This window comes from Paenibacillus sp. FSL R7-0313, assembly GCF_037969885.1.
In the GTDB taxonomy this organism is placed as follows: Bacteria; Bacillota; Bacilli; order Paenibacillales; family Paenibacillaceae; genus Paenibacillus.
The window spans coordinates 3,921,156-3,937,151 of record NZ_CP150219.1 but is presented as its reverse complement, the minus strand read 5'-3'; the positions used below and the strand labels follow the sequence as shown (position 1 = coordinate 3,937,151).

Annotated in this window: 14 protein-coding genes and 1 pseudogene; 4 read left to right on the top strand and 11 right to left on the bottom strand. The window is 38.9% G+C overall.

Features of this window, described 5'->3' with window-relative positions:
- Window positions 1-99: 99 nt before the first annotated feature.
- The 5 genes and pseudogenes from NSQ38_RS17400 to NSQ38_RS17380 form a co-directional block, all read right to left on the bottom strand.
- Window positions 100-1,452 carry a glucoamylase family protein gene (locus NSQ38_RS17400; protein ID WP_339783138.1) on the bottom strand — a complete coding sequence of 451 codons (1,353 nt, stop codon included), beginning with the start codon at window positions 1,450-1,452 and terminating at the stop codon, window positions 100-102.
- A gap of 290 nt (window positions 1,453-1,742) precedes the next feature.
- A complete protein-coding gene (locus NSQ38_RS17395; RefSeq protein ID WP_339783136.1) occupies window positions 1,743-2,228 on the bottom strand; it encodes a hypothetical protein in 486 nt (161 codons plus the stop codon).
- A 482-nt stretch (window positions 2,229-2,710) separates the two neighbouring features.
- Window positions 2,711-3,400 carry a hypothetical protein gene (locus NSQ38_RS17390; protein ID WP_339783134.1) on the bottom strand — a complete coding sequence of 230 codons (690 nt, stop codon included), beginning with the start codon at window positions 3,398-3,400 and terminating at the stop codon, window positions 2,711-2,713.
- Window positions 3,401-3,453: 53 nt separating this feature from the next.
- Window positions 3,454-4,761, bottom strand: a complete 1,308-nt coding sequence (locus tag NSQ38_RS17385; RefSeq protein WP_339783132.1) for an SPFH domain-containing protein — start codon at window positions 4,759-4,761, stop codon at window positions 3,454-3,456.
- A gap of 273 nt (window positions 4,762-5,034) precedes the next feature.
- A pseudogene (locus tag NSQ38_RS17380) lies at window positions 5,035-6,021 on the bottom strand (ankyrin repeat domain-containing protein).
- Window positions 6,022-6,203: 182 nt separating this feature from the next.
- On the opposite strand from NSQ38_RS17380, the gene NSQ38_RS17375 reads away from it, so the two are divergent.
- Entirely contained in the window at window positions 6,204-9,695 is a 3,492-nt protein-coding gene (locus NSQ38_RS17375; RefSeq protein WP_339783131.1) for an SIR2 family protein, read from the top strand.
- Window positions 9,696-9,759: 64 nt separating this feature from the next.
- Here NSQ38_RS17375 and NSQ38_RS17370 read toward each other — a convergent pair whose 3' ends face one another.
- Window positions 9,760-10,029, bottom strand: coding sequence for a DUF6809 family protein (locus NSQ38_RS17370; protein WP_339783129.1), 270 nt, complete (start codon window positions 10,027-10,029; stop codon window positions 9,760-9,762).
- A 129-nt stretch (window positions 10,030-10,158) separates the two neighbouring features.
- Here NSQ38_RS17370 and NSQ38_RS17365 point away from each other — a divergent pair, with 129 nt between their 5' ends.
- Window positions 10,159-10,368, top strand: a complete 210-nt coding sequence (locus tag NSQ38_RS17365; RefSeq protein WP_105599306.1) for a helix-turn-helix transcriptional regulator — start codon at window positions 10,159-10,161, stop codon at window positions 10,366-10,368.
- 81 nt (window positions 10,369-10,449) lie between these two features.
- Window positions 10,450-11,430, top strand: coding sequence for a serine hydrolase (locus NSQ38_RS17360; RefSeq protein WP_339783127.1), 981 nt, complete (start codon window positions 10,450-10,452; stop codon window positions 11,428-11,430).
- Window positions 11,431-11,513: 83 nt separating this feature from the next.
- On the opposite strand, the gene NSQ38_RS17355 is transcribed toward NSQ38_RS17360, so the two are convergent.
- Both NSQ38_RS17355 and NSQ38_RS17350 read right to left on the bottom strand, forming a co-directional pair.
- Window positions 11,514-12,536 (bottom strand): serine hydrolase, encoded by a 1,023-nt coding sequence (locus NSQ38_RS17355; protein ID WP_339783125.1) that lies wholly within the window; start codon window positions 12,534-12,536, stop codon window positions 11,514-11,516.
- A gap of 143 nt (window positions 12,537-12,679) precedes the next feature.
- Complete coding sequence (locus tag NSQ38_RS17350) at window positions 12,680-13,273, bottom strand: TetR/AcrR family transcriptional regulator (protein WP_339783123.1); 594 nt, start codon at window positions 13,271-13,273, stop codon at window positions 12,680-12,682.
- Between the two features lie 183 nt (window positions 13,274-13,456).
- Between NSQ38_RS17350 and NSQ38_RS17345 the strand changes: the two genes are divergently transcribed.
- The gene (locus tag NSQ38_RS17345) at window positions 13,457-14,395 is read left to right on the top strand and encodes an alpha/beta hydrolase (protein WP_339783121.1); all 939 of its coding nucleotides are present in this window, start codon (window positions 13,457-13,459) and stop codon (window positions 14,393-14,395) included.
- Between the two features lie 141 nt (window positions 14,396-14,536).
- On the opposite strand, the gene NSQ38_RS17340 is transcribed toward NSQ38_RS17345, so the two are convergent.
- Genes NSQ38_RS17340 through NSQ38_RS17330 form a run of 3 tightly spaced genes read right to left on the bottom strand, consistent with a single transcriptional unit; the run spans window position 14,537 to window position 15,877 of the window.
- Complete coding sequence (locus NSQ38_RS17340) at window positions 14,537-15,265, bottom strand: DUF1361 domain-containing protein (protein ID WP_339783119.1); 729 nt, start codon at window positions 15,263-15,265, stop codon at window positions 14,537-14,539.
- A 29-nt stretch (window positions 15,266-15,294) separates the two neighbouring features.
- On the bottom strand, window positions 15,295-15,540 hold the full coding sequence (locus tag NSQ38_RS17335) for a hypothetical protein (protein WP_339783117.1): 246 nt from the start codon (window positions 15,538-15,540) through the stop codon (window positions 15,295-15,297).
- A complete protein-coding gene (locus NSQ38_RS17330) occupies window positions 15,518-15,877 on the bottom strand; it encodes a hypothetical protein (protein WP_339783115.1) in 360 nt (119 codons plus the stop codon). The genes NSQ38_RS17335 and NSQ38_RS17330 overlap by 23 nt, the downstream gene beginning before the upstream one ends.
- Window positions 15,878-15,996: the final 119 nt, after the last annotated feature.

Sequence of the window (15,996 nt, the reverse complement as noted above, 5' to 3'; positions counted from 1 at the left end):
AAAAACGGAACGAAGCATGCTGATATCCTGCTTCGTTCCGCCCATCTTTTTATCTTGGTCCCATTCGTTAGTGAACTTGCTCTAATCTAAAGCAACCCTTTATTGAATGGAAAAAACTTCTTTTTTCAATAATTCTTCTGGTGTCTGCCCTATCACATCACTGTGAAAATAATCGCGGATAACGCCATCTTGAAGATAGTTAGCGATCGATACCATAATCATTCCTTGATCCAGTGCCAGATAAGCTTTTGTAAGTTCTCCCGTTTCAACATTGACTGAGTCATAGAACCCATATTTGCCAAACATTTTGAAGTTCTTTAAAGCTTTAATGTTCTTTCGAACAGCTTCAGGGGCATAATCCAGGGCCAGGAATGATGCATGTGCTGTTACCGTTGCTCCATCTTTGTAACCCGAGGTACCTAACGGCGTTGCTGCAAACTCACTGTAACCTGTCGGAGTTGCAGAAGGTGAAAAGCCCCATGCGGCATACCCTTTTTCTTTGGCATATTCGATTTGCAATTCGACATGACGCTGGTTGTTCAATCCCAAAGCTTGAGTACCCATCTCTTTTTCCTTTATGACCATACCCGGCATAAGAGCTTCAAACATACTGCCTCCCCAGCTTGGCACAAAATTTTTGTCCTTGTATACATAACTTCCTTCAAACACATCCACTCCATCGTACTTAACGGATTTGCCTTGAGGAATCTGAGCTTGCCAATCCCATTCTTGAGGTAATGTGCGATACATCTTCCACCAATGATCTTGAGGAACGTCACCTTTCCCAATAGCAATATAGCTGCCTACACGTGGTTCCGTGTAAAACATTCCGTAATGGTGGTCCGTCAGCGCGCCTTTAGCCACATCATAACCTCCGCGGAATTGGCCTACTTCAGGATCATATAGCGGAGTATAATTCATATTTTCAACCAACTTGCTTGTTTCCCCATGAAGTTCTTCATAGGCTTGCCCAACAACAATTAAACCAGCGGATAACCAGCCATTATCGACTTGGGAAATAAATTGTCCCCAATCTTTCTTCACTGAACCGTCATCCGTGTTATACCAGTTATAAAATAGGCCGTTCCACTTTTCTAACTTTTCGAGGGAATGTATAGTCATTTGCAGGCGATGTACAGCTTCTTTCTTTGAAATAATGCCCAATTGTTGCGCTGAAACGGTACTCATCATATACATTGCGATGTTCGTGGGCGAGGTACGTTTAGCTTCTTCTGTCCCGTTTTCAGTGAGCCGCACTTCATCGTAAGTCAAGCCAGTGTTCTCATCCGTATAGTCCTCAAAAAACGTATAGCTTTTATATGCAATCGCTTTCAATTCTGTTCGAAATCCAATTAAATTGCTTGAGTCACCTGCTGAAGCCATAGGAGTTAAAGCTAGATTAGCTAACAGACAAAAAGTTAAAATGAAGCTGAATTGTTTTACTTTTTTCATGATTTTCTCCCTTCAAATGGATTCGAAACGTTTCGTGTATATGTTATCATAATTTTCCCATTTCCGTAAACAAGAAAATAGAACGCTTACAAACACTGAACATAATGTGGATTAATTATAAATGTGAATTCGAAACGTTTCATTAAAGGGACTACATTAAGGCAACTCACGTGGAATTATATGACGATTTGATCGTTTGAGGGTCTTTTAGAGATTCTAAATTGAGGAGATTAAAAGCCCGACTCCATAGGAATCAGGCTTAACCCTTCACGTATCCATTCTGAACCATTCTAATTTGCTACAACTGTTGTTCCGCAATACTCGCAGTCCGTTGATTGCTTGGGAAGCACTTTTGCCTTCGCCCCACACCCCGGGCAACTCACTGAAACAGGCCTTTGTGGCTCTTCAACTTTTTCTTCGGCTTTCTCTTCAGTGTTTTCCTTATCTGAAAAATTGATCTCTGTATAGTTAATTGTATTATGACTACTGTAACTCACGGTGTTGCTATTGTAACTTGAATAAGTATGCGGATTCGCATTTTCGCGATCAAGATGACCTCCATAGTCTCCCCCATAAAACTTTCGTTCAGGGACACGCTTTTTCTTAACACGTTTTTTCCTAAGCAATTTAATACCAAAAAACAAAAATAAAAATTCAACGATAATAACTCCAATTATGCCAAATAGATCTCCACTTTTGTGATTGTCTGCATTGAAAAAAGCAATGGGTGTGCCAATTGCATACACCATAAAAATGAACCCGAAAAACTTCCTCAATCTGATTCCTCCCAAACAAACTCTACGCCTAGCCGACACACTACAGGTATCCATCCGCTAAAGCTGTTACAGTCTATTTATGTTAACTACGACTACGAGATCCTCATCGTTGTTCCGCAATACTCACAATCCGCAGACAAAGTAGGATATACCTTTACCTTGGCTCCACACCCTGAACAATTCACGGCTACAGATTCTTGAGGTGTCTCGTCATATTTCTCATGATGCTGATCTTCGTAATTATGCTTATCAATAGAATCGTAGTGATGATATTGATCAGTCCTAGAATGAGATTTAGGTCGACCACACATTTTAATGCCCGTAACGAGAACGATAACCCCGGGGATAAAAAGAATTATTGTACTTATAATGGCCGTTTCTGTTCCTTCGGATATTAATATTAAAGATAACAGGATCGTCACGGACGAAAGGATAATGAATAAAATGCCAAAAAATTTCTTCACTGCGTTTCCTCCTGCAATTTATGATTTGCTTGTCATGATCTGTTGATTGCGCTCTTTCAAACGGAACTTTAACTGGGATAGTTGCGAAGCAAAACGTTCACTATTTACCAATTCCCCTGCTTCGTACTGATTTGCAAGCTCACTGTTCATCAACTCAATGTCCAGCAAGATCTGGCGGTCATTTTTCTCAAGGGAATCCGGAGTGATTGGGTCACTATACTTTACAAGTTCAATTAATGATTGAACGGTTTTGCGCTCTTCTTCCACAGTTAGGACGGGATGTTGCACCATGGTATGAAGCAATTGTTGTAAAGCTTTTTCGATTAATTCTAAGTTTGCGATTTTTGTATGTTCATCTGTTTCATGACGGCGCGCACTTTGAATATAGATCATAATGATTCCGCACAAAATAATTGCGATCGCAATCGTTAACGTGTGTAACAATACGAACCAGCGAAGCGCATGATCTGCTGAACCTGTTAACAACGTGTAGATCATCACACAAATCAGATAAATACCTAATACTACACCTAAAGCTGTGTAACCTGGAACAAACCGTTTAAACCGATCCATATTTTGCATGATGAACCGCGCGTAGATCCAAATAGCCGTAATCGCTACATAAGAAGCAACGAGATTCATCCAAAAAGAAAACGACAGAAGCGCATGATTAAACAGCGTAAAAGAAACGATTGATGATACGAACATGCATATTAAATAGACGACATCCAAAATCAAGAGATTGCTCCGTTTGACCATCACTATGCCTGTCCTCCTTCTTGCAGATTGTTTCCGCAATCGAGACAGAACTTCTGGCCGGGTTTTACTTCATGTTGGCACCGACTACATTTCAAGCTTAAACTTGTGCCACAGTTGCCACAGAATTTTGTATGACCGGAATTCATATGGTTACAATTTGGGCATTGGCTAGGCATCGGTTGATGACATTGGATACATTCCAATGCGTTCTCCGCATTATCCGCCCCACATGAAGGACATGCATGGTATTTGTCACCACAGTTAGGACAGAATTTGGTTCCCTTTGGCAAGGCATGTCCACAATTATTGCAATCTGTTGTTGCTACCGATTTTTCGGCTAATGAATTGCCACATTTGCTGCAAAATGCGCTGTTCTCTTGGTTCGGATGATGACACTGCTTACATATACTTACTGCAGGCGTTTCCTTCGTAGACATCACTTTAGACATCTGGGACATCTCGCCACTGAAAGAACCCCCCAGACCAACCCCCATGCCCATACCAAGCCCTGCGCCCATGATGTCTGACTGCATGCTTCCTTCATTTTTCGCTGCACCTTCAAGCGTATCAAACGAACGTTCTTGCTGATATGTGTACCCAATAATATCCATCTCAGCTTTGCGCGCCAACGCTTCTCTTAATCGAATGACTGAAGGGTCTTCTTCAGGCAGATTAACATTGTGAATATACAGGTTGATTAACTCAATACCAAATTCTTCAAAAGTAGAAGCTACCGTATCTGCAAAATGTCGTGATATCTCGGCGATATAGGCATTGATCTCCAAAACACTTACTTTTCTATGTATTAGATATGATGACAACATGGAGTTAATATTCATGATAATCAACCCGCGGAAGTAATTAATCATATTAGCTTGGTTAAACTCAGGCAGCGTTCCCACAAGCTTGACCAAAAATTTTCGTGAATCCGAAATTTTAATTCCCATTTGTCCAAATGTTCTTACGGGAACAATAATATTATACTTGGGATCCTGGATCTGAATCGGATTCGCCGTTCCCCACTTAACGTCCAATGCGCTTACTTGATTGACATACCATACTTCTGCTGCAAAAGGTGACTTTCCTCCGAACGGAAGGTTAACGAGTCGGTTCAAGATTGGGATATTCGCAGTACTCAACGTATGCCTTCCGGGTCCAAACATATCAAGCGCTCTTCCATCCTTGAAAAGAATTGCTTGTTGAGATTGATTCACAATTAACTGAGTCCATGTTCCCAGTTCAGTCTCGGGATGTTTCCAAGCAAACACATCAGGTGAGCCATCATACTTAATTACGTCAATAATTGCCATGTTTAATTCCTCAATTCAGTATTAGATTACTATAATTTACTAAAAAGTTCTTTTGCTAAAACACTGATTCCACACTATTTCCTATATTTAATTATCTTTCATCTACTTGATCCATGTTAGGCATTGATATTTTACCATTTCTAACCTTAATACGCACTAACATAGTTCATTTTTCATATGATATTTTTCCTATATTATCATATTCATAATAGTAAAAACCTCTTCCATATGTTCATAGGAAAGAGGTTAATAGAAAGTTCATATGCAATCCATCTAATTCAAGAAATCCTCTATAGCTGTAACCGGATCTGCCAAGAACTCTTCAAATGTAGCTATAGTTCCATGTTCTTGATGTTCAATATCTGCATATCCAATCATTTTTTTGCTCGGATTCCAGACAATCAGAATATGTGAGTATTGATCGACGTTTGAGGATATACGCAGTAACTTCTGTCTGCCCATTTTCATCTCCACCGTATTGATCAGATGAAAGAATTCTATATATCCAATGCCTGATTCATCATCTGGAAAGTCTATTTCATGAAAGTCTTGAGGTTCAAGCCCCTTTAGATATTCAGCCATTACTTCATTTTTCTGACTCACTGCAATCGTATACGCCCGCTCTCCATCCTTCTCCTGTATAGTCACATCTGCTCCTTGGTCTACCAGATATCGAACCATCTTCATGTTATTAAGTCGTGCAGCTACCGTGAGAGGCGTGGCCTTGTACGGATATACCATATCCGGTTCATTGTAATTGACGTCCACTCCTTCATCTAGTAGATACTGGATTGTCTTCATATCGTGATCAGCTACAGCCTTGCGTAACGTTTTGCCTCCATAATTTCGAATATCCAACCCGAGTTCATTTAGCACGGTTATATTTTTTTTGTTACCATAGTAGACTTCGTCAAATGCACTAGATTTGACGCAATTAAGTCCATTTAACTTGGCACCGTGCTAGTACAGGTATCGAACTATTTCTTCTCCACAATATCTAACTGCCTTCAGGATTGCCGGATTATTTTTGACATTCAGATTAACTCCATGCTCCACCAACAACTTAACCACTTCCGGTTGATTACAGATTAAGGCAATGTCGAGTGGCGTTAATGCTATGTATTTACTGAGCGTAATCTCTTCTTCGAGATCCATGCCCTGTTTAATGAATTGTTCTACGGCACCGCTATCTCCCTCATATACTGCCCTGGCATGATCAGGAAGCGTTTCAAACGATCCTTGATTTCCGATTTTGAACAAAGGGTTTACCTCCTACTACTAATCAATTTTATATTTAGTTGAATATATGAATGGGATATAATATGAAATGGGTTTATTATTATAACCTTTCACTAATTTAAGAGAATTGTCGAATCCTCATATTAGAATTATAAATTTTCATTTAAATATTTTAAAAAATACATATTCTTAGGAGAATAACTATGACCAAGGATGTTGAAAAATTCTTTAAAGAAAATCTAGATATGTATCCTCATCTCAAAAAAATAAGAGATAGATTGTGGTCAGATGATGGAAAAAGTAGGGTTACTGTAATGATTGGGGCTGGATTTAGTTTAAATGCTAAAAAGATTGAAGATTCTTTTAATGGCATGGCTCTCTGGGATGATATAAAAAACGAACTTACGAAAAGCTTGAGTCACAAAGGAAACCTTGACAATGTAGATGTATTAGATATTGGTCAAATGTATGTTAAAGAGTATGGTAGAACCCATCTAGATGAAGCTCTCAAAAATGCTATCCCCGATAACAATTACGAGCCTGATAAACTTCATTTTGATTTGTTAAGACTACCCTGGAGCGATATTTATACAACTAATTACGACACTCTTTTAGAACGCTCTAAGAGTCATGTTCATGAGAGAAATTATCAGACTATCTATGATGTAAGTGACATTCCAAATTCAGTTCAACCTCGTATTATTAAGCTACATGGTAGCTTCCCTGCAAATAGGCCTTTTATTTTCACGAAATCGGATTATAACAATTATCCTGTGAAATTTAGCCCATTTGTAAATATGGTTCAACAGTCAATTATGGAGACAACTTTTGTGTTAATTGGTTTTTCAGGAGATGATCCTAACTTTAGTAACTGGACATCGTGGGTATCGGATAATTTAGGGGAACACATGCCAAAGATATATATGCTAGGTTATAATCAAAAGCATCGAGAAGTTGAATTAGAGAAGAAAGGACTCACATTAATTGATTTTACAGAATTGTATTCGAAAGAATCAAACCCATTTAATCACATGTATACAGAGGTATTCAGTTTCCTTATGAACGAATCAAAAGAGAAAAAAAACGAATGGCCACATCGTGATTATAATGAAAATATCGAAACCTTCATTTACAATCGTAAAACTTATCCTGGATGGGTATTACTACCAGATAGAATACGAAGATCACACGCTATCAATTTGCACATACTCAGCAATGATTATTTCAACAGTCTTGATAATAATATAAACAGAGAACAAATTAATTTAATAAATGAATTTCTCTGGTGTTTTGGCATATTTTCAATTCCACTTGATTTTAACAAACAACAAGTTCTGGAAAAAATTCTAGAGGAGCTTCTACCTCTAGAAGATCCAAATATCAAGTTAAATGATATAGTTCTTGTTCTCCTTAGAGAAGCTAGACTTGATCTAGATGAAGACAAATTCAACAAATATTCTATTATCTTTAAGGATTGTAACTTGAATTCTGAAGAAAAACACTTCCTCCAATACGAAACGATTCTCTATTTATTATCTTTAAATAAAATTAGTGATGTATTAATTCAGCTAAACCATTGGTTGATAAATAATAATGATTATGAATGGAACATCAAAAAAGCCATCATTTATTCTAATATAGATCAGATGGAAGCTGCAGAAAATTTATTGGAGTTAAGTTTAGTAAAAATCAAGAAATTATTAACTATCGAAAATGAAAATTATAGATTACTATCTCTGGAAAGTGTAATACTTCATAATTTAGAGCGAATTACAAATCAACGTGGATACTACTCAAAGAGATTGCGTGAAATTAATTCTCATAACTGCAACTCGAACAGTGAACTCGAACAAACATGGCTATCTGTTACGGAATATGTCTATGACTTAGGTAATAAAGAGACCCCTGGCTTTGATCCCAGAACTAAAAAAACTAGTTCTAAATTAGGTGACTATATGCGTCAAGAAATCTTAGACTCATATGCCGCTTTAATTTTACAAGAGAAATTTGGACTTTACTTTATACGTGCTAGACTCGATATTGCCCATAAGAACATTAGTGTAACTCTGCCAAACTTTTCACTAATAAAGCAAATATATTATGCAAAAAGAAAAAACATTGAAGATATTTTCACGAGGCAATTTGTTTACTACCTTCAATCTCCTCAATTAAAAATAATTGAGTCCATATTAAGTAATGCCATTTTAGAACCTTCTCCACTAGTCCCATTTGAACATGCGATTGAAATTTTATCACGTGTGTACTTTGCTTTCTCTCCGGAAAAACAAAATATTTTCGATCAAATGGTTCTTGAAATAATTGAAAACAAAAAAATATATATTCGAACTGAAATTCCTCTATTTGCAAAATTGTTCCAAAGAATAACTTTCTCTAAAACATATCAACAAAGAACAACTTTTTTTGAACAATTACTAATGGCAATGGATAATCAGTTCATTGAAAGTAGCTCAAATAATTTCTTTGATCCGTTTCTTGAAATTTTATCACTTAATGATGTTGCACCGATAAAACTAGAAATAAAAGAAGAAATTAAATTAAATTTACTTGAAAACGTCAATAAAGAAAGCGCACTAATAAGATTAGTATTTCTTTATCAAACAAATAACCTGACAACAGAACAAGAACAGCTGTTAGCATTAAATATTAAATCCTTACAACCTAGTCGTTCTTTTGGTATTAGTAACTTCTTATTTCAAAGTACCTTTGAATTTATTGTTGACTCTATTAATCTCAAACAACAAACATCACCATTTCAGATTATTCAAAATTATATAATGAATAAAGAGATTCCTAAGATTAAAAACAACGGAGTGATAACTGACGGTTCAGCATTTGATAATTATTTTAGAGAATTCTGTCTAATTATTAGAGAAACTATAAAAAAATATAAAGAGATTCCAATAGAAATATACGCTGAGTGGTTAGATAAATTCCTGCACTGGTGGGATTCAGAAAAGGAATTTCTGCTAGAAGCAGATAATGAAAGTATCTGGTTATTTCGTTCACCAGATTATTTATTAAAATTAGTTCATTACCTCAGACACACTATTCTGAAAACAATTCCTTTAAATCATTTTGATAATAATTTTAAGGGAAAATTAAGTTCATTAATTAATGAAATATATCATAAGAAATTATATTGTTTTATTCACCTTCTTCCACAAGCAAAAAGGTTAAATTTAGATTTGGATTTGACAACAAATTATACTGATTTGATATGGGAATTTACCGATGATACAATCAAACATGCTATAAGTGCAATATCTAGCTATTTAGAGTTAATTGCAGAAAATCATATTGATGAAGAACCTGCTCCTCTAATAAATCAATTATTTTCAATAGTAAAATATGGATCACATGATAACAAACTGGTAGCTTGCGATACTATTCATCTAACTATTAAATTACATCCAATAATCTTTTCAAAAGAAGATTGTGAATTTTTAATTAAATTTTCCAACAAATATTTCTATTCAATTATTGAGAACGCCGATTTAATAATGTCTCAAGATGAGTTCGCGCTCCTAGCAAGTATTTCAACATTGGTTACTCAATTAATCATAAACATGAATGACAATGTAGGTAACGAACTGGATCATTGGATAGAATTTATTAAGAATAATCCTTTACCTGAGATTCGAATTAACTCTGATTACTTTATTAAAACAAGTTGATCGCTAAAAGCCTACTCCATGAGAGTAGGCTTTTTTATAAGTATTGATTTCTACCTGCTTTAACTTACTCTTGTTGAAAAACTTCGTTTGTAACTAGCATCCCTATTTTAAATCCTTTCACAAATGCCTCACAAGAATTAGTGGAATTAATATTATCTATCATATCTAATAGTTCCTCAAACTGTTTAAATTCATCCTCCGAAAGTTTTTTCTGAAATTTTTCGATATTAGCTGTAATCTCCTTATTAATAGATCGATACTCCGGATTTTTAGGAACAATATTTTCTTCTGGTCTCAGATTACCATAATAAATTTCTTCTAATATACTTTTCATTTCTACCCCTCCCTAATAATACTTTTCAAAGTAAAACTCATTATTTAGCTTGGTTTAATTTTATGCGAAAATTGCATAAAAATCAATATGCAGTTTCCGCATAGAGTAAGCTGATCAAGGGTGATATTTATGTATATAAGAATTCGTGATCTACGAGAAGATAAAGATCTGACTCAACAACAAATGGCTAAGATGCTGAAAATTTCTCAAACAACATATTCTCGTTATGAAACTGGCGCTTTAGATATTCCAAGCTTTGTACTTATCAAGCTGTCAGAATTCCATAATGTGAGTGTAGACTATATACTGGGACAAACTAACAATCCCAAACGATGTTAAGTCTACATCCTTCAAATGCTCTAGAGCGATAACGGGCTATCACAAAATCCTATTACAAATCAACCGCACAGAAAGGACAATATGAATCCTTCATCACTGTCATCCAAATTACAACAGATCGTTCCACAACTGGATCTGCGAAGCTGCCTCGTTAGCGTACGCGGTGAGATCCTGTACGAACACTACCGCAACCAAGAGGCTGCGACCGATATTGCAAAAATCAATTCATGTACCAAGAGTGTGCTGTCCGCACTCATCTGTATAGCGATGGATAAAGGCTTGTTGCCAGAGACATCAGCCCCAATCTCCACCTTTTTCCCACAGTTGACATCCGATCCTGACCCGCGCAAACCAGCGATCACACTGGAACAACTGCTCACCATGACAGCCGGATTCAACTGGGATGAGTTCGGCGGGCAGAATTCATTCCCTCGCATGACCCGCACCGATCATTGGGTAGATTTTGCGTTGGAACAACGCCTAAGTCATGAACCTGGTACATACATGGAGTACAACTCCGGAGTATCACAGATCCTATCCGCCATCCTGATGCAAAATGCAGGTATGAACGTAGCCGAGTTCGCAGAACGTTATCTTTTTGGCCCGCTGAGAATTAAGCATTATGAATGGGAAATTGACCCTCAAGGTGTTCATACAGGCGGATTCGGTCTTAAGATGTTACCCGTAGATCTGCTCAAATTCGGTCAGCTGTTTCTACAGCAAGGTATGTGGGAGGGTGAGTCTCTCATTTCAAGTGATCTCGTATCTCGTTCGACGCAGCCTTTTATTACAGTCACTCCACCGAATCACGGCAGTTATGCTTGGCATTGGTGGGTGGATGTCTATCCGAACGAAAGGTCTGACTCCGAAGGTATTGCTGCTGAAGACGACCAACCCAATCTCCATTATTATTACGCACGAGGATTTGGTGGTCAGTATGTATATATTGTCCCTGAGCTAGAGCTCGTTACGGTGTTAACCAATGACAAACGAAAGAAAGAGAAACCTCCGCTGGATGTTTTCCCTCGATTAATCGCCCCTGAGCTATGGAAAATGTTATAAACGCAGGCAATCCTTCTATCCTGTTCGACCAATGAACCCTCAACCTTGTGGCCATAACATGACCATAGGTTGAGGGTTATTCGTCATGCCAAAGCTTCTTCGATAGCAATCGTTATTGGATACGGACCAGACTCCTGATTAGAGACCACAACCAGTTGCAGATCATAGTCCGGATAAACGGAAGACATGAATGACACCCCTGGATCAAACCCCATGACATGAAATTTGAAAATCGCTTCCTCCTTGCGGTCAATCCAGATCCCCTGCCCATAGTACTCTTCATCCTCTTGATGGACATGTGGAGTTAATAACTGCTGTGTCGTCTCTGCATTCAACAATTGGTGACCCAGCAAAGCATCCCAAAACCGAATCATATCCGGTGCCGTAACATAGGCTCCACCATCTGATCCACCTTTGACAGGAATGGAGAACATATTGGTGTTCCAGGAGCCATCTTCATGATCAATATACCCTAAAGCTGTGTTACGCGGGAGCTGATCTGTTACGAAATAACCGGATTCCTTCATGCCACAACTTTTGAAAATGTGCTCTTCCACATAATCTGTAAATGACAGTCCTGAATGTTGCTCCACGATAAGTCCCAGCACAATGAAACCCGCATTGTTGTAGTGAAAACGTTCACCCGGAGCAGACTTCATCGGCAGATGCTGAAACATGGGCAGAAAGTCACTTAAACGCCGCATCGCGTAAACCGGTCTGTCTTTCCATAATTCTGAAAAGTCATCCATCACTTCTTCATCGAAATAATCTGGAATGCCTGACGTGTGGGTTAACAACTGCTGGATGGTGATCCCTTCGTCCCACAGTGGAAACTTCACATCCAACACATCATTCAGCTTGGAATCAGCAGATAACTTACCGGCTTCAATTAGTTGGCATATACTCACTGCCGTGAAGATTTTACATCCAGATGCAATTCCAAAGCGTGTATCCACCTGATTGGCAAGTTCTTCACTGCGATTTGCATAACCACGTTTCATATTCAAAAGGGGGTCACCGGCTTGCTGGAGTAATACAACACCCGAAAAATTCACACGTTCCATGACTTCTTCTACTTTTGTTGTCAGCTCTAATACATTCAACATTTTGTTGTTCACCTACTTGTCTATGTATTCATTACATTCTCATTTTTAATTCTTCGTCATATTCTGCATACCTGCCAATTTTTCATAAAAAGAAGGATTACTCCCTCATAAAAGGAAATAACCCTTCTTCATACAACGTAAGATTAAGTTGGACAAAGTGTGCTCAAATGCTGTTCAATCACTTGTTCCACTCGTTTAACTGTAAGTCTATCTGGCTGCATTAACATATGAATGGCGAGTCCATCCACAAGAGCATATAACTTCTCGATCTCCATCTCGGCATCCAGACCAGAATGTGTCATACCTTGCTTCTGCAACTCCTGTATAACCCACTGAACAGACCGATACATCCCTTGATGCATCTGATCACTTAACTTTTTTAATTCGGGGTACACCAATAATTTGGCTGTAAACGTAAACCAGACCTCCATTTCCATGATTCTGTCTTCGTCCAACGGGAGAAATTGCAAGAGCAGATTCTTCATATCCTGCAATACAGATCCACTCATCTGTAACGCCTCCACCCTTTTCTGTACCCGTTCTGCAAAAAGATTCATACAAAAGGTGAACAATTCAGCCTGTGTGGCAAAATAATGACGCATGGAACCTACAGATAGTGCCGCTTCCTTCGCTATATTCCGAACTGTAGCATGCTCCAGTCCGTGCTCTTGTATGACCCGGATTGCTGCATCAGCAACGATTTTCCTTTGAGCTTCATGATCTACGATTTTTGGCATGACAACATTATACACCAAACTTCTCTTTTTGTAATACACTGTGCTATAATCTTTTTAATACATTGTATTAAAATATAAAACAGCTGTAGGAGAGGAATTCATAAGATCATGCATACCACTATCCCAGCCTCAAAACGTAAGAAATTCAGAGTTACTACCTTCATAATAAGGCTATTCTGCACCATGTTATTGCTGATCAGTGCATCATTCCTCTATGAGTGGTTTGCTTCGTCGCAGGCCAAAAAAGACTTTCCACCTCTAGGTACGTTAGTTCAAGTCGGCGGTTACCAACTACACATTCATAAACAAGGCAATGGTTCACCGACCATACTTATGGAGGCTGGAAGTGGTGAGACCAGTTTGTCGTGGAGAGACATTCCTGCGGAACTAGCCCAACATGCAACGGTGGTCACGTATGATCGTGCAGGATATGCCTGGAGTGAATCTGCACCCACAGAACGTACAGGTGCAAATATCGTCAAAGATTTACATGCAGCTCTGGAGAAAGAGAATATCCGCGGCCCTTACATTATGGTAGGTCATTCCCTTGGGGGTATGTATGCCAGACTCTTTGCACAGACCTATTCAAATGAGGTTCAGAGCCTTGTCCTCATTGATGCGCGACCTGAGGATGATGAACGGAACACAAAGGCTTTGTTGGAACAGGCTCAGTTTCAGGGAAACCCGTCTGCGTCCTTGTTATCTTTACTGAAGGTATCTGGAGCTTTCAGATTATTTCCAGACTTTATGCTTGATGGTCTGGTTGCCAAGCAAGATCGGGATACTTTTGTTAATGTGATTGCTACCCCCTCCTATTTTCACGCCAAAGAAGAAGAAGCCCTCCACGCCCATTCAACAGAAGATGCCATTCGTGGCCAAAGTCTTGGATCAATCCCTGTACGTATCATTGCACGCGGACGTTCTCAAGACTATGCTAGCGCAGGGATTCCGGTTGAAATTGGGCAGAAGCTCGAATCCATATGGCAATCAGGACAGCGTAACATGTTGAATATATCGAAGGATAGTCAGCTTATCATGGCCACGCGCAGTGGTCATATGGTTATTCATGATGAACCCGAACTGGTTGTGAAAACAATCCTTGAGTTAATCTCTGATAAGTAGAGATATTTTTCTTCAGAACATCCTCCGCTCGATCCAATGTTAAAGGGCTCTTCCAATAGCCATGGGTATGACTTGGAACAGCCCTTTAAGCAGTATACATTAAGATTAGATCTAATGAGTTCGGCCTTAAGAAAATATTAGTTAGCGTAACGCTTGCAGGTCCGAGTCGGGACCTCCTGCACTCTTCTTCATTTCACGGGGAGCCCTCGTATTGATCAGATAATACAATGTGGCATAGATTGTAGTGATAAACGTGCCAAAAAACAGGCAAAACGCCAGAGACGGACGACTTACACTTTCGTGCATCAGTTCAATCAGCGTCTCGCGATTTGTCAGTGCATCCCAGCTATTCAGTCGATATACACGTCCAAGCAGTACCCCGTAACTTCCCAAAGCACAGCCAACCAGTACAAAGACCCAGGATGCCCTGCGTCCAATTCGGTGATAGATCACTTCCTGAAGCTGATACATCGACAGGAATCCAAGCAGGAGTCCAGTCCAGACAAACATTAATACAACACTTAAGTCGTACCAATACGTGTAGTCCACCCCGTTCCCACCATAATACCGGGAACTTCTCGCTGTCAGATGAACCAGATCTGTAACAATGTAAGAAGAGTTCGGGAAAAATAACAACCACAACAGACCACTTGCGACTGCAAGCCATGCGGCACCTTTCCATTTCACATCACTTAGAAGATAGGCTGCATAAGAGAACACAAAGGGAATCCAGCCCAAGAACAGATTCCAGATCAGGAAGCGGAAATAACGCTGATCCAGCCAATCTGCGGCTACATAGTACAACCCAAGCGTTACTACAGTAACCACACTAAGGAAAATAAATATGCGAATATAATTCAGTTTTCTCAATGATTCTGACCTCACTTGATAAAATTCAATTAGTTTCGAAAATATCGGATGATTTCTTCTTTATTCTTTTCCACACGCAAATTCAATCCTCGTTTATCCTTTAATCCATACTGCTGTAATTCATGGCCTGGATCAAGCACCAACGGTTTAGTCGCCACATCGACCAGCAAGTCCATCGTCAGTTGATAGGTTTCCCGTATCTTGTCCATTGGCAGAGAGGATTCATACCGTTTGATCAGCTCAATCAGACGTTCAGCATACACAAGACGAACCATACTGTCCGCACTCTTCAATTGTCTCGATGCAAATGCTGTTATTGCCATAATAATACTGGGTTGTCCGATGTTTGGCAATCAACGCAAGTTCATCCACCGCATCCCAATTCATGATAGACAGCTCGGAACTTAATTGTTGAATTCGCTCTCCTATCCATTGTTCTTCTAACTCTTGGGGTACATCCCAGCGCTTATAGTCGGCATATACACCTTCCCGATGCATCTGTATAGCGCTCCCGTAATGTTTGACGAACAAATCTTTTGCTACACTCCAATCGGTCTCCTCCATCTTAACCACCACCATACCTGTTCCTATTTGTGCGTATACTCCTAACATATTACATAAACTTACTACTCTCCAAGCATACTACAGAAGTTGAACTATACAATTGCACGAGAACGCAGAGGACAGAAAGAACCTGAAGAAGCGAAGTGTTCGCATTTATCACCGGAATT

What these genes read in the sequence shown, in the direction of transcription:
- NSQ38_RS17400 (WP_339783138.1), bottom strand. Translation starts at nt 1,452, where the DNA reads ATGAAAAAAGTAAAACAATTCAGCTTCATTTTAACTTTTTGTCTGTTA.
- NSQ38_RS17390 (WP_339783134.1), bottom strand. Translation starts at nt 3,400, where the DNA reads ATGTTCGTATCATCAATCGTTTCTTTTACGCTGTTTAATCATGCGCTT.
- NSQ38_RS17385 (WP_339783132.1), bottom strand. Translation starts at nt 4,761, where the DNA reads ATGGCAATTATTGACGTAATTAAGTATGATGGCTCACCTGATGTGTTT.
- NSQ38_RS17375 (WP_339783131.1), top strand. Translation starts at nt 6,204, where the DNA reads ATGACCAAGGATGTTGAAAAATTCTTTAAAGAAAATCTAGATATGTAT.
- NSQ38_RS17370 (WP_339783129.1), bottom strand. Translation starts at nt 10,029, where the DNA reads ATGAAAAGTATATTAGAAGAAATTTATTATGGTAATCTGAGACCAGAA.
- NSQ38_RS17365 (WP_105599306.1), top strand. Translation starts at nt 10,159, where the DNA reads ATGTATATAAGAATTCGTGATCTACGAGAAGATAAAGATCTGACTCAA.
- NSQ38_RS17360 (WP_339783127.1), top strand. Translation starts at nt 10,450, where the DNA reads ATGAATCCTTCATCACTGTCATCCAAATTACAACAGATCGTTCCACAA.
- NSQ38_RS17355 (WP_339783125.1), bottom strand. Translation starts at nt 12,536, where the DNA reads ATGTTGAATGTATTAGAGCTGACAACAAAAGTAGAAGAAGTCATGGAA.
- NSQ38_RS17350 (WP_339783123.1), bottom strand. Translation starts at nt 13,273, where the DNA reads ATGCCAAAAATCGTAGATCATGAAGCTCAAAGGAAAATCGTTGCTGAT.
- NSQ38_RS17345 (WP_339783121.1), top strand. Translation starts at nt 13,457, where the DNA reads ATGTTATTGCTGATCAGTGCATCATTCCTCTATGAGTGGTTTGCTTCG.
- NSQ38_RS17335 (WP_339783117.1), bottom strand. Translation starts at nt 15,540, where the DNA reads ATGGTTCGTCTTGTGTATGCTGAACGTCTGATTGAGCTGATCAAACGG.
- NSQ38_RS17330 (WP_339783115.1), bottom strand. Translation starts at nt 15,877, where the DNA reads ATGTTAGGAGTATACGCACAAATAGGAACAGGTATGGTGGTGGTTAAG.